General features: G+C 74.1%; 18 protein-coding genes and 13 pseudogenes. 10 read left to right on the top strand and 21 right to left on the bottom strand.

All coding sequences use genetic code 11. The features are described 5' to 3' along the window. Positions 1-108 precede the first annotated feature (108 nt). Positions 109-2071: pseudogene (locus tag ABD946_RS42535) on the bottom strand (serine/threonine-protein kinase). Between the two features lie 1046 nt (positions 2072-3117). Between ABD946_RS42535 and ABD946_RS42530 the strand changes: the two are divergent. Then, positions 3118-3580 (top strand): annotated as a pseudogene (locus ABD946_RS42530) (FtsK/SpoIIIE domain-containing protein); the annotation flags it as partial. Positions 3581-4669: 1089 nt separating this feature from the next. Next, entirely contained in the window at positions 4670-4891 is a 222-nt protein-coding gene (locus ABD946_RS07695) for a hypothetical protein (RefSeq protein WP_345281344.1), read from the top strand. 209 nt (positions 4892-5100) lie between these two features. Here the strand turns inward: ABD946_RS07695 and ABD946_RS07690 are convergent, their stop codons facing one another. The 14 genes and pseudogenes from ABD946_RS07690 to ABD946_RS07670 form a co-directional block, all read right to left on the bottom strand. Next, positions 5101-5898, bottom strand: a complete 798-nt coding sequence (locus tag ABD946_RS07690) for a CU044_5270 family protein (protein WP_345281342.1) — start codon at positions 5896-5898, stop codon at positions 5101-5103. Then, positions 5898-6512, bottom strand: coding sequence for an RNA polymerase sigma factor (locus ABD946_RS07685; RefSeq protein WP_345281327.1), 615 nt, complete (start codon positions 6510-6512; stop codon positions 5898-5900). Before ABD946_RS07685 ends, ABD946_RS07690 begins: the two co-directional genes overlap by 1 nt. Before the next feature lie 102 nt (positions 6513-6614). Beyond that, positions 6615-7886, bottom strand: coding sequence for an NAD-glutamate dehydrogenase domain-containing protein (locus ABD946_RS42525; RefSeq protein WP_425558544.1), 1272 nt, complete (start codon positions 7884-7886; stop codon positions 6615-6617). 112 nt (positions 7887-7998) lie between these two features. Beyond that, a pseudogene (locus ABD946_RS42520) lies at positions 7999-8223 on the bottom strand (NAD-glutamate dehydrogenase domain-containing protein); the annotation flags it as partial. Next, positions 8223-8564 (bottom strand): annotated as a pseudogene (locus tag ABD946_RS42515) (NAD-glutamate dehydrogenase domain-containing protein); the annotation flags it as partial. The pseudogenes ABD946_RS42520 and ABD946_RS42515, both read right to left, overlap by 1 nt. After that, the gene (locus ABD946_RS42510) at positions 8506-8796 is read right to left on the bottom strand and encodes an NAD-glutamate dehydrogenase domain-containing protein (protein WP_425558547.1); all 291 of its coding nucleotides are present in this window, start codon (positions 8794-8796) and stop codon (positions 8506-8508) included. The pseudogene ABD946_RS42515 and the gene ABD946_RS42510, both read right to left, overlap by 59 nt. A gap of 118 nt (positions 8797-8914) precedes the next feature. After that, positions 8915-8971, bottom strand: a pseudogene (locus ABD946_RS42505) (NAD-glutamate dehydrogenase domain-containing protein); the annotation flags it as partial. An 88-nt stretch (positions 8972-9059) separates the two neighbouring features. Continuing rightward, a pseudogene (locus ABD946_RS42500) lies at positions 9060-9236 on the bottom strand (NAD-glutamate dehydrogenase domain-containing protein); the annotation flags it as partial. An 80-nt stretch (positions 9237-9316) separates the two neighbouring features. Further along, positions 9317-9481 (bottom strand): hypothetical protein, encoded by a 165-nt coding sequence (locus ABD946_RS42495; protein WP_425558546.1) that lies wholly within the window; start codon positions 9479-9481, stop codon positions 9317-9319. Between the two features lie 190 nt (positions 9482-9671). Continuing rightward, a pseudogene (locus ABD946_RS42490) lies at positions 9672-9770 on the bottom strand (hypothetical protein); the annotation flags it as partial. Next, positions 9740-10045 (bottom strand): hypothetical protein, encoded by a 306-nt coding sequence (locus tag ABD946_RS42485; RefSeq protein ID WP_425558545.1) that lies wholly within the window; start codon positions 10043-10045, stop codon positions 9740-9742. The pseudogene ABD946_RS42490 and the gene ABD946_RS42485, both read right to left, overlap by 31 nt. Positions 10046-10131: 86 nt before the next feature. Next, a pseudogene (locus ABD946_RS42480) lies at positions 10132-11394 on the bottom strand (NAD-glutamate dehydrogenase); the annotation flags it as partial. 461 nt (positions 11395-11855) lie between these two features. Continuing rightward, positions 11856-12509: an HAD family hydrolase gene (locus ABD946_RS07675; RefSeq protein ID WP_345281340.1), complete on the bottom strand. Its 654-nt coding sequence runs from the start codon at positions 12507-12509 to the stop codon at positions 11856-11858. A gap of 29 nt (positions 12510-12538) precedes the next feature. Continuing rightward, complete coding sequence (locus ABD946_RS07670; RefSeq protein WP_345281339.1) at positions 12539-12985, bottom strand: SsgA family sporulation/cell division regulator; 447 nt, start codon at positions 12983-12985, stop codon at positions 12539-12541. A gap of 300 nt (positions 12986-13285) precedes the next feature. Between ABD946_RS07670 and ABD946_RS07665 the strand changes: the two genes are divergently transcribed. Together ABD946_RS07665 and ABD946_RS07660 are read left to right on the top strand one after the other, a co-directional pair. Beyond that, a complete protein-coding gene (locus tag ABD946_RS07665; protein WP_345281337.1) occupies positions 13286-14257 on the top strand; it encodes an RsbRD N-terminal domain-containing protein in 972 nt (323 codons plus the stop codon). After that, complete coding sequence (locus ABD946_RS07660; protein WP_345281336.1) at positions 14194-14505, top strand: PucR family transcriptional regulator; 312 nt, start codon at positions 14194-14196, stop codon at positions 14503-14505. The genes ABD946_RS07665 and ABD946_RS07660 overlap by 64 nt, the downstream gene beginning before the upstream one ends. Here the strand turns inward: ABD946_RS07660 and ABD946_RS07655 are convergent. The 4 genes and pseudogenes from ABD946_RS07655 to ABD946_RS07640 all read right to left on the bottom strand — a co-directional run bounded on the left by ABD946_RS07655 (position 14445) and on the right by ABD946_RS07640 (position 16248). Continuing rightward, positions 14445-14861: an endonuclease/exonuclease/phosphatase family protein gene (locus ABD946_RS07655; protein ID WP_345281334.1), complete on the bottom strand. Its 417-nt coding sequence runs from the start codon at positions 14859-14861 to the stop codon at positions 14445-14447. The two genes, ABD946_RS07660 and ABD946_RS07655, sit on opposite strands and share 61 nt — an antisense overlap. Before the next feature lie 162 nt (positions 14862-15023). Then, entirely contained in the window at positions 15024-15332 is a 309-nt protein-coding gene (locus tag ABD946_RS07650) for an endonuclease/exonuclease/phosphatase family protein (RefSeq protein WP_345281362.1), read from the bottom strand. Positions 15333-15504: 172 nt separating this feature from the next. After that, a pseudogene (locus ABD946_RS07645) lies at positions 15505-16016 on the bottom strand (DUF6912 family protein). Between the two features lie 49 nt (positions 16017-16065). Further along, positions 16066-16248: a hypothetical protein gene (locus tag ABD946_RS07640; protein WP_345281333.1), complete on the bottom strand. Its 183-nt coding sequence runs from the start codon at positions 16246-16248 to the stop codon at positions 16066-16068. Between the two features lie 736 nt (positions 16249-16984). On the opposite strand from ABD946_RS07640, the pseudogene ABD946_RS07635 reads away from it, so the two are divergent. Continuing rightward, positions 16985-17410: pseudogene (locus ABD946_RS07635) on the top strand (Rv3235 family protein); the annotation flags it as partial. 32 nt (positions 17411-17442) lie between these two features. Continuing rightward, a pseudogene (locus tag ABD946_RS42475) lies at positions 17443-17568 on the top strand (Rv3235 family protein); the annotation flags it as partial. Between the two features lie 256 nt (positions 17569-17824). Here the strand turns inward: ABD946_RS42475 and ABD946_RS07630 are convergent. After that, the gene (locus ABD946_RS07630) at positions 17825-18250 is read right to left on the bottom strand and encodes a hypothetical protein (protein ID WP_425558542.1); all 426 of its coding nucleotides are present in this window, start codon (positions 18248-18250) and stop codon (positions 17825-17827) included. A gap of 2 nt (positions 18251-18252) precedes the next feature. On the opposite strand from ABD946_RS07630, the pseudogene ABD946_RS07625 reads away from it, so the two are divergent. Next, a pseudogene (locus ABD946_RS07625) lies at positions 18253-18718 on the top strand (preprotein translocase subunit SecA); the annotation flags it as partial. A gap of 252 nt (positions 18719-18970) precedes the next feature. On the opposite strand, the pseudogene ABD946_RS42470 reads toward ABD946_RS07625, so the two are convergent. After that, positions 18971-19442: pseudogene (locus ABD946_RS42470) on the bottom strand (Rv3235 family protein). A gap of 251 nt (positions 19443-19693) precedes the next feature. On the opposite strand from ABD946_RS42470, the gene ABD946_RS07620 reads away from it, so the two are divergent. Genes ABD946_RS07620 through ABD946_RS07610 form a run of 3 tightly spaced genes read left to right on the top strand, consistent with a single transcriptional unit; the run spans position 19694 to position 22226 of the window. Further along, complete coding sequence (locus tag ABD946_RS07620; RefSeq protein ID WP_345281332.1) at positions 19694-20689, top strand: patatin-like phospholipase family protein; 996 nt, start codon at positions 19694-19696, stop codon at positions 20687-20689. Between the two features lie 49 nt (positions 20690-20738). After that, the gene (locus ABD946_RS07615) at positions 20739-21248 is read left to right on the top strand and encodes a DUF6912 family protein (protein WP_345281331.1); all 510 of its coding nucleotides are present in this window, start codon (positions 20739-20741) and stop codon (positions 21246-21248) included. A 36-nt stretch (positions 21249-21284) separates the two neighbouring features. Next, positions 21285-22226, top strand: a complete 942-nt coding sequence (locus ABD946_RS07610; RefSeq protein WP_345281330.1) for an endonuclease/exonuclease/phosphatase family protein — start codon at positions 21285-21287, stop codon at positions 22224-22226. The last annotated feature ends 15 nt before the right edge of the window (positions 22227-22241 follow it).

Genomic DNA, 22241 nt, shown 5'->3' with positions numbered 1-22241 from the left:
GCTTCAGCCACCCAACCTACGCGCCCGAGGGCCGTTCGGGGGGACGCCGATCGGCCCGGAACAGCCCTCAGGGGGCAGGAAAAATCGTGAATTGTCGACAAGTCGCCATCACGGCCTCCGGGCTGACGGCCCGGCGGCTAACTGCTCGTCAGGCTGCTGACCCAGTCGCTCGCGTCGGCGAACCAGCCCCTTCACGTTCTCCCACCAGACGGGCAGGTCGGTGAAGTTCCACAGCGCCACGGCGGCCAGGGCCAGCACCACGATGACCATCAGACAGCCCTTCAGGCAGCCCAGGCCCGGGATGTACATCCGGTTCCGGCTGCGCCGGCGCGGCTCGCGCTCCCGCTCCCGCGGGGGCTCGGGCTCGCGCTGCTGCGGGGCCGGGGGCTCCTGGCGGCGCGGCGGGGCCGGCTCGGGGCGGCGGACCGGGGCCGGGGCGGGCGGCGGCGCCTGCTGGTAGGCGGGCGGCTGGGGCTGCTGCTGGGGGTGGCCGTAACCGGGCTGCGCCTGCTGCTGCGGGTACCCGTACCCCGGCTGGGGCTGCTGGCGTCCCTGGTACGGCGGCGGGGCCACCGGCGGGCGCTGGTTGTAGCCACCGGGCGGCTGCGGGCGGGGGCCGCCCTGCGGCGGGCCCGGCTGCCGGTGGGGCTGCGGCTGGTGGGGCTGCGGCTGGTCCGGGCGGTACGGCGAGTACGGCTGCGGCGGCTGGTAGCCCTGCGGGGGCCGGGGCGGCTGCGGGTGGGACTGGTAGGGCTGCGGCGCCACCTGCGGGGCGGGCCAGTCGTCCTGGGCGCCGTAGTCGCCGGGGGCGAAGACCTCGGTCTGCTGGTTGCGGTCCCGGGCGGCCCGAGCTGGGTCTGCCACGGGTGCGGCTGTTCGCCGGCGGGCGCCGCGGGCGCGGCCGGGGCGCCGGGGGGGCACCGGCGGCATCGCCGGGGTCTGCGGCATCACGGCGGTGCGGTCGGCGGCGCCGAGCGGCGGGGCGCCCGCGCCCTGAGGGCTCATCAACCGGGTGGCGGCGGCCGCGTCGTACTGCCCCGAGGGCAGCACCTGGGTCTGCTCGCCGAAGGTCTGGTCGCCGAAGGAGGAGTCGGCGAACTGGGCCGCACCGGCACGCCGGGCTCGGTCGGGGCGCCGGTGGCCGGGGTGGGCCGCGGGTCCGGGCGGAGCAGCTCGCCGACCGCGAAGGCGGCCTCGGCCTGTCCGGCGAGGCGTGCACGCCGATCCCGGCGGCCACCACCCGCAGCGCCTGGGCCAGCGCCACGGCGCTGGGCCGCTCGGCCGGATCCTTGCGCAGGCAGCGCTCGATCACCGTCCAGAGCGGCTCGGCATGGTGCGCGGGCGCTCAGGTCCTGGGCCAGGTGCGCCTGGAGGATCGCCACCGGGTTGTCGCCTCGGAACGGGGCGCGGCCGGTGGTCAGCTCGTACAGCATGATGCCGGCGCCGTAGACGTCCACCGCCGAGGTCTGCGGGCGGCGTCGGCGGGACTCGGGGCGACGTAGGCGGGGGTGCCGACGAACTCGTGGCTGCGGGTGATGCCCGGGGAGTCGGCGAGCCGGGCGATGCCGAAGTCGAGTGAGCATCGGGTGGGCATCTGCTCGGCGCCGTCCACGGTGGTGGAGGCGAGCAGCACGTTGGCGGGCTTGAGGTCGCGGTGCACCCACCCCGTCGGCGTGGCTAGCCGCCAGCGCGTCGGTGATCTGGGCCATCAGCAGGGCGCCGGCGATCGGGCTGAACGGAACCGTTCCGCGCGCAGGTAGTGGAAACAGGTCGTGGCCTGCACCAGGTCCATCACCAGGGCCAGCAGCTCGCCCTCCACCACCAGGTCGCGGGACCCGGACGATGTTGGGGTGGTCAGCCGGCAGCAGGACGGAGCGCTCGCGCAGGAAGCGCATCACCACGTCCGGGTCGGCGGCCAGCTCCTCGCGCAGTATCTTGATCGCCACCGCACTGCCCGGCTCGATCCCCGGCACGACCACGTCCTCGCGCACCCGGGCACGCCAGACGGTGCCGGTGCCGCCCCGCGTCCGAGGGCCTCCTCAAGCAGGTACTTGCTGCCGACTGGCCGCACGCTGTCTCCTCGGTACTACTGCGGTACTGCGCTGCCGTGGTTTTCGGCAACTCTAACGGCGCTCGTCCAGGTTTCCGAGGCGCCCCCGACGGGACCGCTCCCGGCGCGGGTTGACCTGACGGGGCGTCGGCTCCACCATGGCGATCATCGCAAGATCGTCCGATTCTGGTGCCGGGCGCGCCGTGTCCCCCCGTAGTGGCAGTGATGAGACAGGCACCACTCTTGTGGCCCAACGGCATCACTGAAGGGGAGTGCGGGGGCGATGCAGATCGCGGCTCACTGTCCTCCGATGCGCGCAGCGGACTCGGCAGCCGCCGAACGGCCACCGTGACGTCCTGGTCACGGCCCCGGTCGGTACGGCGCTCGGCGCGGTCGCGGGGGCGCTCGCGGTGCGGTGCGTTGCGCGGCCCGCGCTCCGCGACCCATGTGCACCTGTACGCCGGGAACCGGCGGATCGACGAGCAGACCCCGCTCGGCACCCCCGCTGCTCGACGGCGCGGTGCTCTCGCTCACGAGCCCGACCCGGACGCCGACCAGGACGACGCCCGGCCCCGGCCGAGCTGCGCGTCACCGGGCGGCCCCCGACGCGGGCGGCGTGCACCGCCTGCACGGGACCGGGTCACCATCGGCCGCTCCAGCGCCGCCGACGTCCCGCTGGACGACCCGACGTCTCCCGCTGCACCTCTCGCTCATCTCCCCCGACGGCACGTGACCGTCCGGGACCTGGCCTCCACCACGGCACCGTGCTGGACGGCCGTTCCTGCAGCGACGAGTCGGTCGAGCTGGCCGAGGACGGCCTGGTCCGGATCGGCGAGTCCACCCTGCTGGTCACCCGCCCCGAGACCAGGGACGGCAACCGCACACGCCCGACGGCCTCGGCCGGCTCCAGCTGGCCGCCACGCCGTCGGCCCCCGTCCGTCCCGGCCGCCGCCGCGCCGAACCGCCCGCCACCGAGCCCCCGTCGGCGGCCGCCGCTCGCTGTTTCTCCCGCCGACGCCCGGCCGAGCCCGCCGGGCCCAGCGCCGCCCAGCAGCACGCCGCCGTCCGCAGCCGCCAGGCCCGCCGCCCAGCGCGAGCGCTGGCCCGACCCGGCCGCCCTGCTGCTCACCGCGCTCGGCGCCGGCCCCCGGCTCTGGGAGCGCGGCCCGCACCACCCGGACGCGCTCACCCTCCGGCTCGGCACCGCCGACCTCCCGGGCGGCCCCGGCACCGCCCCCGGCACCGTGCTGCCCGCCGTCCCCGTCACCGTGGACCTGCAGACCGCCGCAGCCTGGGGCTCGCCGGGCCGCGCCCCCGGCTGGCCGGCCTGGCCCGCGCGGTGCTCGCCCAGCTCGCCGTGCTGCACCCGCCGAGCTCGCTCAGCCTGGTGTGGCCGCGGCCGACGATGCCCCACTCCGCCGACTGGTCCTGGGCCTTCTGGCTGCCGCACCTGGAGCCGACGCACGGTCAGGACTGCCGCCTGCTGGTCGGTTCGGCCCCGAGCAGACCGAGGCCCGGCTCACCGAGCTGGCCGCCGGTGCGGGCCTGCGCGCGGAGGCCGGCCTGCGCGGGCGGGCCGGCGCGGCTGACGGACCGTCCGGCACCACCGTGCTGCTGCTCGACGGCGCCCCCACCACCGCGCCCGCCCGCGAGGCGCTCGCCGTCCTGCTGGAGGCAGGGCCCGGCCCTCGGCGTCTTCCCGGTCTGCCTGGCCGAGACCCCGCAGGCGCTGCCCGCCGGTCTCGGCGCCACCGCCGTGGTCACCGGCGAGGTCGCCACCCAGCTCACCCTGGACCGCCCGCTGGGCGGCGGGCGGCCGCGAACTGGTCCGCGACCTGGCCCTGGACGCCGTCTCCCCCGCCTGGGCCGAGCGGCTGGCCCGGGTGCTGGCCCCGCTGCGCGAGGCCTCCCCGGTCTCCCGCGGCCCGCTGCCCGAGCAGCTGCGGCTGCTGGACCTGCTCCAGCCCGACACCGTCACCCCCTCCAAGCTGGCCGCCCGCTGGGCCGCGCTGCCCGGCGGCCCCGGCACCGCCACCGCCCCTGCTCGGCACCGGCCGGGACGAGACCCTGCTGGTCGACCTCGCCGACCCGGACGAGCCCAACGGCCCGCACCTGCTGATCGGCGGCGCCCGCGGCACCGGCAAGACCGAGCTGCTGCGCACCCTGGTCGCCCTCCCTCGCCGTCTCCGAGCAGCCCGGGCGGCTGCGGGATCACGGTGGTCGACGGCCGCGGCGGCGGCACTCCCGAGGCTCCCGCCGGCTGGCCGGCGTGCACCGACCTGCCGCAGGTCACCGAGCACGTGGACGCCGGGGCCGACCCGCGCCGCGCCCTGCTCGCCGCCGAGACCCTGCTGGACGAACTCGCCCACCGCGAGGCGCTGTTCGACGGCCTCTCGTTCACCGCCTGGCACAACGCCCGGGCCGCCGTGCAGCCCGCCCCGGCCCTGGTGACGGCCGGCGGCGGCACCGCCCGACGACGGCCCCCCGGGTCGGCCAGCAGCGCAAGCCGGCCGACGTGCTCACCGCCCCGGCCCGGCTGGTCGTGGTGGTGGACGACTCTGGACGCGCTGCTCTCCCCCACCTCCCGGCCGGCCGCCCGCTCAGCGGGCGCTGTCCGCCGTGGCCGAGCGCGGCGGCCTGCTCGGCGGTCCACCTGGTGGCCGCCACCGGGCGCCCGAGCTGGCGGTGGGCACCGCGCTGGACGAGAACGCCCAGCTGCGGATCGCCCTGCGCACCGCCGACCCGGTCGACTCCGACCTGCTGATCCACCTCACCGACGCCGCCGCCCTCCCCGAGGGCACCCCGGGCCGCGCTACCTGCGCCGCCCGGACGGCGGGGTGACGGCCTTCCAGGCCGCCAAGGTCAGCGGCCGCATCCCCCGCACCGCCACCCTGCGCCCCACCGTGGTCGCCGTCGACCCGGCCCAGCTCGGCGCCCCGCCGACCCGCCGCCCGTGTCCGCGAGCTGGGCAACGGCCCGACCGACCTCGCCCTGCTGGCCAGCGCCCTCCAGCGGGCCGCCACCCTCGGGGCCCGGGTCCTGACGGTGTCTCAGGGGCGGTCGCCGGCCTTGTCGACGACCGCCCGGCGGACCACCGCGTCCGCGCCCTGGCCCCAGCGGGCGCCGAGGTACTCGTAGCTGTCGCGGTCGAAGACCCACTCCACGGTGGCCTTGCCGTCCGGCAGCGCCACCCCGACACCGTGCCGGCCGAGCCCGTCCGTGACGTCCTCGTGCACCACCGCCCCGGGGATCAGCCCGGCCGCCCGGAACAGCGCCGCGCTCACCTCCGGTGTCGCGATCTGCTCGGCGACCAGCCGGTTGATCGCCTTGAAGGCGGCGTGCTCGGGGCTCTGGCCCTGCCCCTCGGTCTGAGCCTTGATCAGCGCGAGCAGCGCCGCCGGGTCGGTCGGCAGGGTGGCCACGTAGCGGTAGTTCGGGTTGTTGACGCTGGCCGGCTCGTCCAGCGGGGTCAGCTCCCGCCGCCCGTACCGACTGTCGTCCAGCAGGGCGGGCCGCTTGCCGTCCACCGGCAGCCAGAGCTCGGCCTTCACCTCCGGGTCCTGCCGCTGCACGTAGACGTACTGACTGTCCTTCACCTCCTGCCGCGGCTTGGCCGCCGCCGCCGCGGCCGCCCGGTCCAGCACCACCGAGGCCGCCGAGGCGGTCGGGGCGGCGCCCCCGGTGTTCAGCACCACGGTCAGCGCCAGCGCGCCCGCCAGCACAGGCACTGCGGCCCATCCGTAACGGCGGGTGGTGCTCCTGGGCTTCCGGCTGATCTCGCTCATCAGGTGTCCCCTCAACAGCTGGTGGCGGTCGGCGGGGAGCACCGGCTCGTGCTCGTGGTTCATCAGTTCTTCCCCTCTGACCGGACCGCTTCGACGCGGTCACTCCCTACCTGTCCGCGGCCGCGGTGAGGTTCCGTCAGTTCCTCCGCCGCCAGGTCGCGCAGCCGGGCCCGGGCCCGGGAGAGCCGGGAGCGGACGGTGCCGACCGGCACGCCGAGCGCCTCGGCGGCCGAGGCGTAGTCCAGCCCGGCCAGCACGCAGAGCTGGAAGACCTCGCGCTCGCGGCGGCGCAGCCGCTCCAGCGCGCGCTTGGCGGCGGCCAGCCGGGCGCCGTCGTCCATCCGGCCGACCAGCTCGTCGGCGAAGTCGGGCACCACCTCCCGGTCCGGCAGCCGGGCCAGCGCGGCCCGGTGGCGGCGGCCGGCCCGGGTGGTGTTGCGCAGCACGTTGGTGGCGATGCCGAACAGCCAGGGCCGCACCGACCCGCCGTCCTCCTCCAGCTTCCCGCGCAGCCGCCAGGCCTCCAGGAAGGTCAGCGAGACGGCGTCCTCGGCGGCGGCCCAGTCCCCCAGCGTCCGTACGGCATACCCGTACACCCCCTGTGCGTGTTCGTCGAAGAGCTGCCCGAAGGCGCTCTGGTCCCCGGCGCGCAGCCGGGCCCGTAGTGACAGTTCCACGCCCCTACCTGTCCGCTCGCGCCCCCGGGTTCCGACCAGGATGCCGCGAGGGCGGTACCGGCAGGGAAGCCGGTACCGCCCTCGCGGTGAACTGTCGGACCGTCAGACGCCCGTGCGGAGCAGGGTGCGGATCACCCGCATGGCGACCGAGAGGCTGGACAGCTCGTAGTTGTCCGAACCCCTTATGTCGTCGAGGGTGGTCTTGGCCCGGCTCAGCAGGGTCGAGTTGAGCTCGGCCCAGGCCGCGTACCGCTCCTCGGGCGTGGAGCCCTCGGTGCCGCAGGACAGGATGTCCGCGGTGAGCGCGGAGTGCGCGGCGAACAGGTCCTCGCGGATCGCGGCGCGGGCCATCGAGGACCAGCGGTCGTCGCGCGGCAGCTCGATGATCCGGTCCAGCAGGTGGGTGATCTGCAGGCGGTCGGCCAGGTCGTAGTAGAGCTCGGCGACGTCGGTCACCTCGCTGCCGCTGCGGTCCGCGACGCCGACGATGTCCAGGGTCGGGAAGGCGGAGGACAGACCCGCGATCCGCAGCGCCAGCTCCTCCGGCACGCCGGCCTCGGCCAGCTCCCGGTGGACGCCCTCGAACCAGGTGAGGTCCTCGCCGCGCAGCGGCTTGGGCAGGCTGTCCCAGACCTGGTCGACCCGGGACTGGAAGAACTCGATGGTGCCCTGGATGTCCAGCGGCTGGCGCCGGTTGTTGAGCATCCAGCGGGTGGCCCGCTCGACCAGCCGGCGGGTGTGCAGGCGCATCTTGGTCTGCACCCGCGCCGGGACGGCGTTGTCGAGGCCCTCGACGTCCGACCAGATCCGCTCCAGGCCGAAGACCGCGCGCGCCGCCGCGTGGGTGCGGGCGATCTCCTCCATGGTGGCGCCGGTCTCCTCGCGGAGCCGGAAGGCGAAGGTGCAGCCGCCGCGGTTGATCGTGTCGTTGACGATCAGGGTGGTGATGATCTCGCGGCGCAGCGGGTGCTGGTCGATCGCCTCGGCGAACCGGGCCCGCAGCGCGCTCGGGAAGTACTCGTGCAGCGCGGTGCGGAAGTACGGGTCGTCGGGGAGCTCGGTGGCGAGCAGCTCGTCGGCCAGGGTGATCTTGGTGTAGGCGAGCAGCACCGAGAGCTCGGGCTGGGAGAGCCCGCGCCCGCCGGCCGCCCGCTCCTTGATCTGACGGTCCGTCGGCAGGAACTCGATGGCCCGGTCCAGCTGGCCGTTGCCCTCCAGGCGGTTGATCATGCGGGCGTGCACGTCGACCATCGAGAGGGCCTGGGCGACGGCGTTGGCCAGCACCACGTTCTGCGCGTAGTTGTTGCGCAGCACCAGGTGGCCGACCTCGTCGGTCATCTCGGCGAGCAGCTTGTTGCGCTGCTTGACCGTCATGTCGCCGTCGGCGACGACCTGGTTGAGCAGGATCTTGATGTTGACCTCGTGGGTCCGAGGTGTCCACGCCGGCCGAGTTGTCGATGGCGTCGGTGTTGATCCAGCCGCCGGTGCCCTCGGGGCCGCCGGTCGAGGCGTACTCGATGCGGCCGAGCTGGGTGCAGCCGAGGTTGCCGCCCTCGCCGACCACCCGGGCCCGGACCTGGCCGCCGTTGACCCGGATCGCGTCGTTGGACTTGTCGCCCACCTCGGCGTTGGTCTCGGCGGAGGACTTGATGTAGGTGCCGATGCCGCCGTTCCAGAACAGGTCCACCGGGGACTGCAGGATCGCCTTCATCAGCTCGGCCGGGGGTGAGCTTGGACTCCTCGATGCCGAGCCGCTCGCGCACCTGGGCGGAGAGCTGGATCGACTTGGCGGAGCGCGGGGAAGACGCCGCCGCCGGCCGAGATCAGGCTCTTGTCGTAGTCGTCCCAGGAGCTGCGCGGGACGTCGAAGAGCCGGCGCCGCTCGGCGAAGGAGACCGTCGCGTCCGGGTTCGGGTCCAGGAAGATGTGGCGGTGGTCGAAGGCGGCCACCAGCCGGATGTGCTCGCTGAGCAGCATGCCGTTGCCGAACACGTCACCGGACATGTCGCCGATGCCGACCACGGTGAAGTCCTCGGTCTGGGTGTCGTGGCCCAGCTCGCGGAAGTTGCGCTTGACGGACTCCCAGGCGCCGCGCGCCGTGGATGCCCATGCCCTTGTGGTCGTACCCGGCGGAGCCGCCGGAGGCGAAGGCGTCGCCCAGCCAGAAGCCGTAGCTCTCGGCCACGCCGTTGGCGATGTCCGAGAAGGTCGCGGTGCCCTTGTCGGCGGCGACCACCAGGTAGGTGTCGTCCTCGTCGTGGCGGACCACCTCGGACGGGTGCACGACCTCGCCGGCCACCAGGTTGTCGGTGATGTCCAGCAGCGCCGAGATGAAGGTCCTTGTACGAGGCGATGCCCTCGGCCAGCCAGGCGTCGCGGTCCACCGACGGGTCCGGCAGCTGCTTGGCGACGAAGCCGCCCTTGGCGCCGACCGGGACGATGACGGTGTTCTTGACCATCTGGGCCTTGACCAGGCCGAGGATCTCCGGTGCGGAAGTCCTCGCGCCGGTCGGACCAGCGCAGACCGCCGCGGGCGACCTTGCCGAAGCGCAGGTGCACGCCCTCGACCCGGGGCGAGTAGACCCAGATCTCGAAGGCCGGGCGCGGGGCCGGCAGGTCCGGGATGGCCTTGGGGTCGAACTTCATCGACACGTAGGAGTGCCGCTCGCCGTCCGAGGCGTGCTGGAAGAAGTTGGTCCGCAGGGTGGCCTTGATGAGGTGCAGGAAGGAGCGCAGGATGCGGTCCTCGTCCAGCGAGACGACCTCGTCCAGGGCGCCCGAGAGCTCCTCCAGGATGCCCTCGGTCAGCTCGGACGCACCCTGCTGGTGGCCGGGGCTGAGCGGGCCTCGAAGAGGTTCACCAGCACAACCGGGTGGTGTGGATGTTGTTGCGGAGCGCGTCCTCCATGTAGTCCTGGGAGAAGGTGCTCCCAGGCCTGGCGGAGGTACTTGGCGTAGGCGCGCAGCACCACGGCCTGACGCCAGGTCAGACGGCGGTGAGGACCAGCTCGTCGAAGCCGTCGTTTCTCCGCCTTGCCGGTCCAGGTCGCCGAGAAGGCGTCCTGGAAGCGCTCGCGCGCCTCGTCGGTGAGGGCGGAGGCCTCGCGGCAGGCGCAGGCCGAAGTCGTAGACCCAGGCCTTGGAGCCGTCCTCGCGGTGGGTGAGCGCGTACGGGCGCTCGTCGAGCACCTCGACGCCCAGGCGCTGGAGCACCGGCAGGACCTCGGTCAGCGCGATCGGGCCGCCGACCCGGTAGATCTTGAAGCGGCGCTCGTCGTCGCCCGCGCCGACCGGCTGGTAGAGGTTGAGCACGGAAGTCGCCCTCGCCGCTCAGCGCCTCGATCTGCTTGAGGGTCGGCCACGGCGGTGCGCGGCGGGAAGTCGGCGCGGTAGCCGTCGGGGAAGGCGTTGGCGTAGCGGCGGCCGAGTTCGGCGGCGCGCTCCTCGCCCAGCTCGACGCTGCAGCTGGTCGTGGGACAGCAGTCCAGCCAGAAGCGCGCGGCCGTCGGCCAGCTTGGCTCGATCCGCTCCACTCGGCGTCGGTCAGCGAGGGCAGCTCGCTGCCCTTGGCGACCCGGACGACGAAGTGCAGTCGGGTCAGCACCGACTCGGTGACCAGAACGGTGTACTCGATGTTCTCGCCGTTCAGCTCCTGCCAGCAGCAGGTCCATCAGGCGCAGCCGGATCCGGCGTGGTGTAGGCGGTCGCGCGGCAGGTAGATCAGCGCGGAGAAGTAGCGCCCGTACTCGTCCTGACGGAGGAACAGCCGCAGCCGGCGGCGCTCCTGCAGGTAGAGCACGCTGGTGGCGATGGAGAGCAGCTGCTCGGCCGGGGTCTGGAAGATCTCGTCCCGGGGGAAGGTCTCCAGGATCTGGAGCAGGTCGCGGCCGTCGTGGCTCTCGTTGGCGAAGCCGGAGCCGGCCAGCACCTCCTGCACCTTGCGGCGGACCACCGGGATCCGGGTGACCGACTCGGTGTACGCGGCCGAGGAGAACAGGCCGAGGAAGCGGCGCTCGCCGATCACGTTGCCCTGGGCGTCGAAGCGCTTCACGCCGACGTAGTCCAGGTAGGCCGGGCGGTGCACGGTGGACTTGCTGTTGGCCTTGGTGAGGACCAGCAGCTTCTTCTCGTGCGCCTTGGCCCGGACCGGGGCGGACATCCGGCCGAAGGCCTCGGAGACCGGGTGGTGGTCGGTGTCGTGGCTGAGCGGGTCGGAGCGCAGGATGCCGAGGCCGGTGCCGGGGACGGCCCGCAGCACCTCCTCGCCCTCGTGCTCGGCCAGGTCGTACTCGCGGTAGCCGAGGAAGGTGAAGTGGTCGTCGGCCAGCCAGCGCATCAGCTCCCAGGCCTCGCCGACCTCCTGCTCGGCCAGGTGGGCCGGGGGCTCCTCGGCCAGCTCGTCGGCCAGGCGCAGCGCGGAGTCGCGCATCTTGCCCCAGTCCTCGACGACCTCGCGGACGTCGCCGAGCACCCGGCGCAGGTTGGCCTCGATCGCGTGCAGGTCCTCGCGGTCGGTCTCGCGGTCGATCTCGATGTGCATCCAGGACTCGACCGTGGCGTCGGCGGGCCACTCGGTGCCGGCCGCCTGGCTGCGCGAGCAGGCGTCCAGGTCGAGGATCTCCAGCAGCTTGCCGGTCAGGTCACGGCGCACCACCAGCTGGGGGTGGATCACCACGTGGATGCCGCGGTCCTGGCGGGTCAGCTCGTTGGTGACCGAGTCGACCAGGAAGGGCATGTCGTCGGTGACGACCTCGACCACGGTGTGGCCGCAGGACCAGCCGTTCTCCTCCACCGTGGGGGTGTACACCCGGACCTCGGCGGTGCCCTGCGGGCGCTTCAGGCCGAGGCGGTAGTGCGAGGCCGCCGCGCCGTAGACGTCCACCGGGGTCGCGGTCGACGAGGTCCTCGGGGGCGGTGTGGAGGTAGTAGTACCGCAGGTACGAGGCAAGAGCACCGTTGCTCAGGCCCTCCCCGGGTGCCGCTCCCCCCACCTGGCTGTTCTCAGCGGCTGCCGCTGCCTGGTGAGCAGCTCGGCCTTGGCTGCGTCCAGCTTGGTCTGCATGGCTGTATGGCTCCTGTCGCGCGCCGTTGCGTGACTCGGTGATGGGTCCGGGTACACCGCCGGGTCTACCCGCAATCCTCCACCAGCACCGGAGGAAAGTGGCCCATGGCACGCATGAAGCGACCTTCGTCCGGGTAATGGTGACGGATTCGGCACCCGACGACGTCACTCACCCTAACCAAAGCCCAGCAGGGTGTCAGGGGACATGGAGGCAGAAAGCCGGACGAAGATCACACCGTCCTGGACACGTTGTCCAAACCGGCCGGTCACATGACGCGCCGTCAGACCTCGTCGGCCAGGACCAGTTCGACCGCCTCCGCCAGCGAGTCCACCACCGGGGCCCCGAGCCCCGCCAGCTTCTCCCGGGTGTGCGAACCCCCGGTGTACAGCACCGCACGCGCGCCCATCCAGTGGGCGGCCGCCGCGTCGTCCGCCGCGTCCCCGATCACCACGGTGCGCGCCGGGTCCTGGCCGAGCCGCTCCAGGTGCCGCTTCAGGTAGTCGCGCTTGCCCGTCCCGTACGACTCGCCGACCCGGCCGTCCACCCGGACGAAGTGCTCCTCGATCCCGCGGGCCCGCACCTGCGGCACCAGCCGGTGGTGCTCGTGCATCGACAGCAGCGACTGGCTGCGCCCGGCCGCCCGCCAGCCGGCCAGCAGCCCGGCCGCGCCCTCGGTCAGCCCGCAGGCGTCGCTGAGCTCCTGGTAGCGGTCCTGGAAGGCGGCGTCCAGCACCGTCCACTCGTCCCGGCTGGGCTCGCGGCCGAGCAGCAGCTCGTAGAACTTCGGGATCGGGAAGGTGTACAGCTCCCGGTACTGCTCCAGCGTGATCGGCGCCATGCCGAGCGTGGCGAAGGCCGCGTTGCTGGAGGCCACCACGGCCGCCATGTCGTGCAGCAGGGTGCCGTTCCAGTCCCAGACGATGTGCGTGCTCACCCAGGAACGGTACCCGCCGCCGCCGGCGCTCAGGCCCCGGGGGTCGAGCCGTCCGCCAGCAGCTCGCGCAGCACCCGGTCGACCTGGTGGTGCACGAGCTCGGTGCCGGGCGGCACCAGCTCCTCGGTGCGGCGGACCCACTCCGCCACGGTGGAGGCGTCGGCCTGGAGCAGCACGTCGCCCTCCAGCGAGCGGAGCATCACGGTGAGCAGGCCGCGGCCGCCGACGGTGCTCGGCCAGATCCGCACGTCCCCGCTGCCCGTGGCCCGGTAGACGCCCTCGGCCAGCAGCTCCCGGGCGAAGTACCAGCTGACCGGGGAGGCCGAGTGGACGTGGAAGGTGACGTGCACGGCGTACGGGTCGTCGGCCCGGTAGCCCAGCCGGGCCCGGACCGGGATGCTGTCCTGGGGCGACACCAACAGGTCCATGGTCAGGTCGCGCTCCAGCACGGTGCTCTCCATCTCGCGGCTCTCCATCTCGCGCTCTCCTCCGCTCGTCCCGGTCCGGCGCACTGAGAACGACGCCGGGAACGGGTCGGTACCCGCGGATCCGCAACCCTGTAGGGGCAAACAGCGGTGGCCCGGCCGGTTCTGTCGGTGGCGACAAAAGCGCCGGACAGCCTTCCGGATGACACCGCGTCAACTCCGCGACACCGCCTCACCCCCCGAACGCCCGCCCGTCCGCCCACCCGTCCCGCCACCCCACCGTGCGGCCGCGCCCGGCCGGGCACGAACGGCCCCGGAGCGGCCGGGCCGCCGCTTCCTACCCTGACCGCTATGGACGCTCAACCGACCACGGTGCTGGGGGAATCGACCAAGCGGCTGGCCCGGATCCTGCTCGACGGCCTGCCGGAGCTGACCGAGGAGACGGTCCGCCGGATCCGCGAGGAGCTGAAGGTCTACCAGGACGCCGGCCCGCTGCCGTCCGGCCAGCTGCACGAGGCGGTCCGGGACAACCTGGCCTACTCCCTGCGCGGCCTCACCGGCGAGGAGATCACCCTGGAGGCCCCCCGGGTCACCGGGCGCCGCCGGGCCGAGCAGGGCGTGCCGCTGGCCATGGTGCAGACCGCCTACCGGCTGGGCTTCCGCTGCCTGTGGGAGCGGATGGTCGCCGAGGCCGAGCGCACCGGCGCGGCCAGCAGCGCCGACCTGGTCGCGATGGCCAGCGAGGTCTGGCGGTACAACGACGAGGTGGTGGGCGCCATGGTGGACGCCTTCAACGAGCGCACCGCCGCCCTCAAGATCCAGTGGGACCAGGAGCGTTCGGCCCTGGTGGACGTGGTGCTGCGCGGCGGCATGGGCAACCCCGGGCGGGTCCTGGAGGCCGCCGACATGCTCACCCTGCCCTACGACGGCACCTTCGCCGTGGTGGTCGCGCACGCCCCCGGCCTGGCCCGGCAGGCCCTGCCGGACATCGAACCCGCCCTGCGCAGCCACCAGATGGGCTCCGCCTGGCGCCCTCACCCCCGACGCCCACATCGGCATCGTCTCCATGCAGGACGGCGCGGCGATGGAGCAACTGGTCGAGACGCTACGGCTCCAGACGGTCCGTCGGGCCGGGGTCAGCCCCTGCTACTCCAGACTCGACCAGACCCCGCAGGCCCTCCACCTGGCCCAGGTCGCGCTGGCCAGCGCGGCCCCCCGCTCCGAGACCGTCTCGGTCTTCGACGCCTCCCCCGCTGCCGATGCTGGTGGTCAGCTCCCCCTCCACCGCCTCCCGGATCGGCCACCAGGTGCTCGGCCCGCTGATGGACCTCCCGGAGAGCCAGCGCGAGCAGCTGCTCACCACCATGTCCACCTACTTCGCGGTGGACGGCTCGGCCGACAAGGCGGGCAAACTGCTGTTCTGCCACCCCAACACCATCCGCTACCGCCTGCGCCGGATCGAGCAGCTCAGCGGACGCTCCTTCGAGCGCCCGCTGGACTCGGCCGAGCTCTACATCGCCCTGCAAGCCGTCCTCCGCCTGCCCGAGGTGGTCCGCGACCCGCTGCACTGAGCGCCCTCCGGGGTGCTCAGCCCTCGAACTCGGCCGCCCCCGCGCAGCAGGTGGTGGTCCGACATGCCCGGGGTGCAGGGCGCCGCGTCACCCTTGACGTTGCGGAAGTCCCGGGCGCTCAGGAAGAGGTAGTCGATCTTCGTCGCGGTGGTGGCCTTCGGCGAGCAGAGCGGCTCCACGGTCGGCGCGCCGGTGCGGCAGCGGCCACCCGGCAGCGCGCAGAAGTCGGCGTCGTTCTCGTCCGCCTCCTGGTACTTCCCGCTGCCGCCCGAGTGGTTGTACAGCGCGTCCAGGGCCGGCTCCTGCGGGGTCGCGTTGAAGTCGCCCGCCAGCAGCACCGGCTCGCCCGCGTCCACGTACGCCCCCGGTCAGCCGGGCCACCTCGGCGGCGTGCACCGGCGTGACGGCGTCGTGCGGGTCCAGGTGGGTGTCGCAGACCCGGACCTGACGGCCGGTCACCTTCGCCTGGGCGCAGAGCAGCGCGCGCTGCTCGGTGCCGTCCGGCTTCGGCAGCATCGTCACCGAGCGGCTGCCCGGCACCACGGTGCCAGCCGGACCCCTTCACGAAGATCCCCAGCCCGAACGCGGGTGTCCGTGGCGTCCCACTTGGCGCAGCCGGAGGCCGAGGAGAGCGTCGCGCCCCAGACCGCCTCGTAGCGGCCCGCCAGCTTGGTGCGCAGCAGGTCCCACTGCCCGTGGCAGAGCTCCTGGAGCACCACCACGTCGGCGCTCCAGGCGTCCACCTCGGAGACCAGCTGGTCGCGCCACTTGGCCGGGTCGTTCTGGTAGACGTCCGGGCAGGCCGCCCCGCAGACGTTGTACGTGATGAACCTCGGCTTCGGCCCAGGTCACCGGATCGGCCACGTCGGCCCGGCCGGAGCCCCCGCCAACAGCAGCACCACCACGGCGAGCAGGGCCGTCCACAGCTTGCGCACAGCGCGTTCCCCCTTGATCGACTCCACGACCGGGGGATTCTACGGGGCGTCCAGGCCGTCCGGATCAGGCCAGCAGCGCGGGGATCTCCTGGGTGGCGAACCAGAGCAGCTCGTGGTCCTCGGCACCGTCCACCGTGAACTGCGCGTCCGCGTCGCCCCCGTCCGCCGCGCCGATCGCCGCGACCGCCGCCGCCACGTCGGCCACCACGTCCGCATCGGCCACGTCCGCGTGCACGGCGGCCGCCTTGGCCAGCGGCAGCGGGCCCCTGAGCACGATCCGGCCCAGCGAGGCCTGGTCCTGGTACTCGTCACCGGCGAACGGCGCCACCGCCGAGTCGGCCCACGTCCACCGCCACCACCACCCGGCGGCGCGGGGGCCTGCGCGTCCTCGGCCAGCAGGCGCAGCGCGGCCTGGGCGGCCCGGTTCAGCGCGGCGTACTCCAGCTCCTCCAGGTCGTCGCTGACGTACCACTCCCGTAGTGCCGGGGTCACGGCGTACGCCACCGACTGGTCCAAGGACCCACCGGGGTGCGCGGCCGCCAGTCCGGCCAGGGTGGTGGGCACGTACACGCGCATCGGGGGCTCCGCTTCCTCGGACGATCCGGACAGCCAAACAATACGGGGCTCACCCCCGCAGAGCCCGCGCCGTGGTGTGCAGGGCGGTCTCCAGGGTCAGCGCACGGCGCAGCGGATCCATCATGTTCGGCCCCATCGCGGCCAGGTCCTCCAGCGTCGGGGCCAGCACTGCACCCGCACCCCCCCCGCCGGCCCGCAGCGCCCGCACCTCGCGGAACAGCTGACGGTCCACCACCCGCCGGTACCGGCCCCCGGCGCCGGCGGCTCGCCCCGGGTCCCCGAACACCCCCGCCGGCCGGTCCCCGTCGTTCCTACCGACACCACAACGCAGCGGCCGGTGCCACCCCGGTCGCCGCCTCCTCCGACCAGACCCACACTCCACGCACTACAGCTGCACTCGACCGACCCACCCGACGCGCGGGGCCGGTCCGAGCGCGGCCGTGCCGACACCATGGTCAGGACGTGTACACCCCGCGGGTTGCTCACCGTGACCCCCAGCCGCCCCGGCGAACCGAACCCCCGGCCGCGGCAGCGCGGCAGCGCCCCCGCCCAGCGCCCTCCTCGTACCTACCGAAAGCCCACCCCCCGCCAGGGGGCCCGCGGCGCGTCGTGTCGCAGCCCGCGCTGGTGGTCCGTCAGTCCGCCGTCCACCACCCCCCACGCAACCCGCCAGCAGCGTCCCCAGCACCGACCCGGCCGAGGTCCCGAGGATCACCTCCGCTCCCCCGGCCGCCACCCCGTCTCCTCCTCCACCGCCCGCAGCGCACCCACCGCCCAGGCCGCCCCCAGCACCCCGCCCCCGCCGAGCACCAGACCCCGCCGCACCAGGCACCACCTCCGCCCTCCACCGACCGGCCCCCACGGTACGTCCCCCTTCGTGCCCACCCGCCCGCGCCCCGCCGGTCAACCCCGTGCACCACCCCCGGCCGCCGCAGCCCTTGTCCCCGCACCGCGAACCACCCGGATAGGTGACACCGGCGCGCTCCCGCGACACCTCCCCCCAGGTCCGTTGCCACCGCCACCGGCCCCGGGTACCAAGGAGCCGAACCCGCACCGCTCCGCACGAAGGGCGCCGCCGATGGACCGCTCCCACCGCCGCCGCACCCCGGGTCCGAGCCCTGGTCCACCCCCATCCGCGGCGCCCCGACCGCACCCCGCGCCGTCCGCACCCCGTCGGCGAACTGACCCCGCGTCACCCCCGGGCCGCCTGCGCCCCCGCCCGCACCGGCAGCAGCCGACTCGCCGCCCGCTTCGCCCACCGCCTCGTCGAGGTCCTCACCGGCCACCGCCCCGCCGGCCAGCTCCAGCGCCACACCACCCTCCCCGGGTACCAGCAGCTCACCGCCCTGGTCCGCACCGGCCCCCTCCGCCCCCGCGGCCCGCCTCACCCCCCACCGCCTCGGCCGCGTCCTACGACTCCGCCCCCACCCCCCGCGCCCTCGAGGTCTGCGTCCGCGTCGAGTTCGGCCCCCGCCACCACATGGTCGCCTTCCGCCTCGAACAGCACCGCCGCACCGACCAGTGGCAGTGCACCGCCGTCGAAGCGAGGTAGTTGGAGGCAGCGGCTCGGCCAGGGCAACGCCCAGGGGCGCGGGGAACTGCACGAATCGGAACGCACCCGCCTACAACACGAGCTCCGGCAGCCAGTTGCAACACCAAGGGGCGCGAGGAACTGCGCGCTTCGGGAGGCGGCGCACCCTGCAACTGACCCACCATCAGCCAGTTGCAGGTGCTGCCGTTTCCCCTTCGCGCAGTTTCCTCGCGCCCCTGAGGCGCTGCCCTTCCGGGCGACCGCGTACAGCTACGCGTTACTTCTTGCGGCGGCCCTTCGCCGCGCGGGCGGCCTTGCGCCGCTCCGCCCGGGTCAGCCCGTCGCCGTCCTCGACGCCGTCCTCGAAGTCGCCCTCGATGACGTGCTCGTCGCCGTCCACCGACGGGGCGGTGTAGTGCAGACGCTGCGGCTTCGGAGCCTCCAGCCCTTCGCCTTGATCTCCGGGCGGCCGGCCGCCTGGTGCCTCTCCAGCTTGGGCGAGGGTCTCCTCGGTGTCCGCGAGCGGCACCTCCTCGACCTGCTGCTGCGACCTGGACCTCCAGGTTGAACAGGTAGCCGACGACTCCTCCTTGATGCCCTCCATCATCGCGGAGAACATGTCGAAGCCCTCGCGCTGGTACTCGACCAGCGGGTCGCGCTGGGCCATCGCCCGCAGGCCGATGCCCTCCTGGAGGTAGTCCATTCGTAGAGGTGCTCACGCACCGCCGGTGCGAGCACCTCTACGAGATGGACTACCTCCAGGAGGCATCGGCCTGCGGGCGATGGCCCAGCGCGACCCGCTGGTCGAGTACCAGCGCGAGGGCTTCGACATGTTCTCCGCGATGATGGAGGGCATCAAGGAGGAGTCGGTCGGCTCCTGTTCAACCTGGAGGTCCAGGTCGAGCAGCAGGTCGAGGAGGTGCCGCTCGCGGACACCGAGGAGACCCTCGCCAAGCTGGAGAAGGACCAGGCGGCCGGCCGCCCGGAGATCAAGGCGAAGGGCCTGGAGGCTCCGAAGCCGCAGCGTCTGCACTACACCGCCCCGTCGGTGGACGGCGACGAGCACGTCATCGAGGGCGACTTCGAGGACGGCGTCGAGGACGGCGACGGGCTGACCCGGGCGGAGCGGCGCAAGGCCGCCCGCGCGGCGAAGGGCCGCCGCAAGAAGTAACGCGTAGCTGTACGCGGTCGCCCGGAAGGGCAGCGCCTCAGGGGCGCGAGGAACTGCGCGAAGGGGAACGGCAGCACCTGCAACTGGCTGATGGTGGGTCAGTTGCAGGTGCGCCGCCTCCCGAAGCGCGCAGTTCCTCGCGCCCCTTGGTGTTGCAACTGGCTGCCGGAGCTCGTGTTGTAGGCGGGTGCGTTCCGATTCGTGCAGTTCCCCGCGCCCCTGGGCGTTGCCCTGCCGAGCCGCTGCCTCCAACTACCTCGCTTCGACGGCGGTGCACTGCCACTGGTCGGTGCGGCGGTGCTGTTCGAGGCGGAAGGCGACCATGTGGTGGCGGGGGCCGAACTCGACGCGGACGCAGACCTCGAGGGCGCGGGGGGTGGGGGCGGAGTCGTAGACGCGGCCGAGGCGGTGGGGGGGTGAGGCGGCCGCGGGGGCGGAGGGGGCCGGTGCGGACCAGGGCGGTGAGCTGCTGGTACCCGGGGAGGGTGGTGTGGCGCTGGAGCTGGCCGGCGGGGCGGTGGCCGGTGAGGACCTCGACGAGGCGGTGGGCGAAGCGGGCGGCGAGTCGGCTGCTGCCGGTGCGGGCGGGGGCGCAGGCGGCCCGGGGGTGACGCGGGGTCAGTTCGCCGACGGGGTGCGGACGGCGCGGGGTGCGGTCGGGGCGCCGCGGATGGGGGTGGACCAGGGCTCGGACCCGGGGTGCGGCGGCGGTGGGAGCGGTCATCGGCGGCGCCCTTCGTGCGGAGCGGTGCGGGTTCGGCTCCTTGGTACCCGGGGCCGGTGGCGGTGGCAACGGACCTGGGGGGAGGTGTCGCGGGAGCGCGCCGGTGTCACCTATCCGGGTGGTTCGCGGTGCGGGACAAGGGCTGCGGCGGCCGGGGGTGGTGCACGGGGTTGACCGGCGGGGCGCGGCGGGTGGGCACGAAGGGGGACGTACCGTGGGGGCCGGTCGGTGGAGGGCGGAGGTGGTGCCTGGTGCGGCGGGGTCTGGTGCTCGGCGGGGGCGGGGTGCTGGGGGCGGCCTGGGCGGTGGGTGCGCTGCGGGCGGTGGAGGAGGAGACGGGGTGGCGGCCGGGGGAGGCGGAGGTGATCCTCGGGACCTCGGCCGGGTCGGTGCTGGGGACGCTGCTGGCGGCGGGGGTGGGGACGGCGGACCTGACGGACCACCAGCGCGGGCTGGACCTGGCCGCGGGCCCCCTGGCGGGGGTGGGCTTCGGGTACGAGGAGGCGCTGGGCGGGGCGCTGCCGCCGCTGCCGCGGCCGGGGTTCGGTTCGCCGGGGCTGCTGCGGGCCACGGTGCGCAACCCGCGGGGGTACCCGTTCCTGACCATGGTGTCGGCGGCCGCGCCGACCGGCCGCGCGTCGGTGGCGCCGGTCGGTGAGCTGGTGCGCGGGCTGGTCGGGGAGGCGGCGCCCGGGGGGTGGCCGCTGCGTGTGGTGTCGGTGGACTACGGGACCGGCCGGCGGGTGGTGTTCGGGGACCCGGGGCAGCCGCCGGCGCCGGTGGCGGAGGCGGTGATGGCCTCCTGCGCGATCCCGGGGTGGTTCGCGCCGGTGGAGCTGGACGGGCACCGGTACGTGGACGGCGGCTGCTGGTCGGCGACCAACGCGGACCTGATGCTCGGCCGGGGCCTGGACGAGGTGTACGTCCTGGCCCCGATGGCGCTGCGGCCCGGCTGGCCGGACGGCCGGGGGGAGGTCCGCGGCCCGGTGGGGGCGGTGCGGGAGTGGCGGCGGCGGGACCGGCCGCGCGGGGTTCTGGTGCAACTGGTGGGCCGGTACCGGCGGGTGGTGACCCGTCAGCTGTTCCGCGAGGTGCGGGCGCTGCGGGCGGCGGGGGTGCGGGTGCAGGTGCTGGCCCCGACGCTGGAGGACCTGGCCGCGATGGGGCCGAACATGATGGATCCGCTGCGCCGTGCGCTGACCCTGGAGACCGCCCTGCACACCACGGCGCGGGCTCTGCGGGGGTGAGCCCCGTATTGTTTGGCTGTCCGGATCGTCCGAGGAAGCGGAGCCCCCGATGCGCGTGTACGTGCCCACCACCCTGGCCGGACTGGCGGCCGCGCACCCCGGTGGGTCCTTGGACCAGTCGGTGGCGTACGCCGTGACCCCGGCACTACGGGAGTGGTACGTCAGCGACGACCTGGAGGAGCTGGAGTACGCCGCGCTGAACCGGGCCGCCCAGGCCGCGCTGCGCCTGCTGGCCGAGGACGCGCAGGCCCCGCGCCGCCGGGTGGTGGTGGCGGTGGACGTGGCCGACTCGGCGGTGGCGCCGTTCGCCGGTGACGAGTACCAGGACCAGGCCTCGCTGGGCCGGATCGTGCTCAGGGGCCCGCTGCCGCTGGCCAAGGCGGCCGCCGTGCACGCGGACGTGGCCGATGCGGACGTGGTGGCCGACGTGGCGGCGGCGGTCGCGGCGATCGGCGCGGCGGACGGGGGCGACGCGGACGCGCAGTTCACGGTGGACGGTGCCGAGGACCACGAGCTGCTCTGGTTCGCCACCCAGGAGATCCCCGCGCTGCTGGCCTGATCCGGACGGCCTGACGCCCCGTAGAATCCCCCGGTCGTGGAGTCGATCAAGGGGGAACGCGCTGTGCGCAAGCTGTGGACGGCCCTGCTCGCCGTGGTGGTGCTGCTGTTGGCGGGGGCTCCGGCCCGGGCCGACGTGGCCGATCCGGTGACCTGGCCGAAGCCGAGGTTCATCACGTACAACGTCTGCGGGGCGGCCTGCCCGGACGTCTACCAGAACGACCCGGCCAAGTGGCGCGACCAGCTGGTCTCCGAGGTGGACGCCTGGAGCGCCGACGTGGTGGTGCTCCAGGAGCTCTGCCACGGGCAGTGGGACCTGCTGCGCACCAAGCTGGCGGGCCGCTACGAGGCGGTCTGGGGCGCGACGCTCTCCTCGGCCTCCGGCTGCGCCAAGTGGGACGCCACGGACACCCGGTTCGGGCTGGGGATCTTCGTGAAGGGTCCGGCTGGCACCGTGGTGCCGGGCAGCCGCTCGGTGACGATGCTGCCGAAGCCGGACGGCACCGAGCAGCGCGCGCTGCTCTGCGCCCAGGCGAAGGTGACCGGCCGTCAGGTCCGGGTCTGCGACACCCACCTGGACCCGCACGACGCCGTCACGCCGGTGCACGCCGCCGAGGTGGCCCGGCTGACCGGGGCGTACGTGGACGCGGGCGAGCCGGTGCTGCTGGCGGGCGACTTCAACGCGACCCCGCAGGAGCCGGCCCTGGACGCGCTGTACAACCACTCGGGCGGCAGCGGGAAGTACCAGGAGGCGGACGAGAACGACGCCGACTTCTGCGCGCTGCCGGGTGGCCGCTGCCGCACCGGCGCGCCGACCGTGGAGCCGCTCTGCTCGCCGAAGGCCACCACCGCGACGAAGATCGACTACCTCTTCCTGAGCGCCCGGGACTTCCGCAACGTCAAGGGTGACGCGGCGCCCTGCACCCCGGGCATGTCGGACCACCACCTGCTGCGCGGGGCGGCCGAGTTCGAGGGCTGAGCACCCCCGGAGGGC

It is taken from the genome of Kitasatospora albolonga, from assembly GCF_039535905.1.
GTDB classification, from domain to species: domain Bacteria; phylum Actinomycetota; class Actinomycetes; order Streptomycetales; family Streptomycetaceae; genus Kitasatospora; species Kitasatospora albolonga.
This window is presented reverse-complemented; position numbering and strand designations above follow the sequence as displayed.

What these genes read in the sequence shown, in the direction of transcription:
- ABD946_RS07665 (WP_345281337.1), top strand. Translation starts at nt 13,286, where the DNA reads ATGGACGCTCAACCGACCACGGTGCTGGGGGAATCGACCAAGCGGCTG.
- ABD946_RS07670 (WP_345281339.1), bottom strand. Translation starts at nt 12,985, where the DNA reads ATGGAGAGCCGCGAGATGGAGAGCACCGTGCTGGAGCGCGACCTGACC.
- ABD946_RS07630 (WP_425558542.1), bottom strand. Translation starts at nt 18,250, where the DNA reads ATGGACTACCTCCAGGAGGGCATCGGCCTGCGGGCGATGGCCCAGCGC.
- ABD946_RS07660 (WP_345281336.1), top strand. Translation starts at nt 14,194, where the DNA reads ATGCTGGTGGTCAGCTCCCCCTCCACCGCCTCCCGGATCGGCCACCAG.
- ABD946_RS07690 (WP_345281342.1), bottom strand. Translation starts at nt 5,898, where the DNA reads ATGAACCACGAGCACGAGCCGGTGCTCCCCGCCGACCGCCACCAGCTG.
- ABD946_RS42525 (WP_425558544.1), bottom strand. Translation starts at nt 7,886, where the DNA reads ATGACGGTCAAGCAGCGCAACAAGCTGCTCGCCGAGATGACCGACGAG.
- ABD946_RS07615 (WP_345281331.1), top strand. Translation starts at nt 20,739, where the DNA reads ATGCGCGTGTACGTGCCCACCACCCTGGCCGGACTGGCGGCCGCGCAC.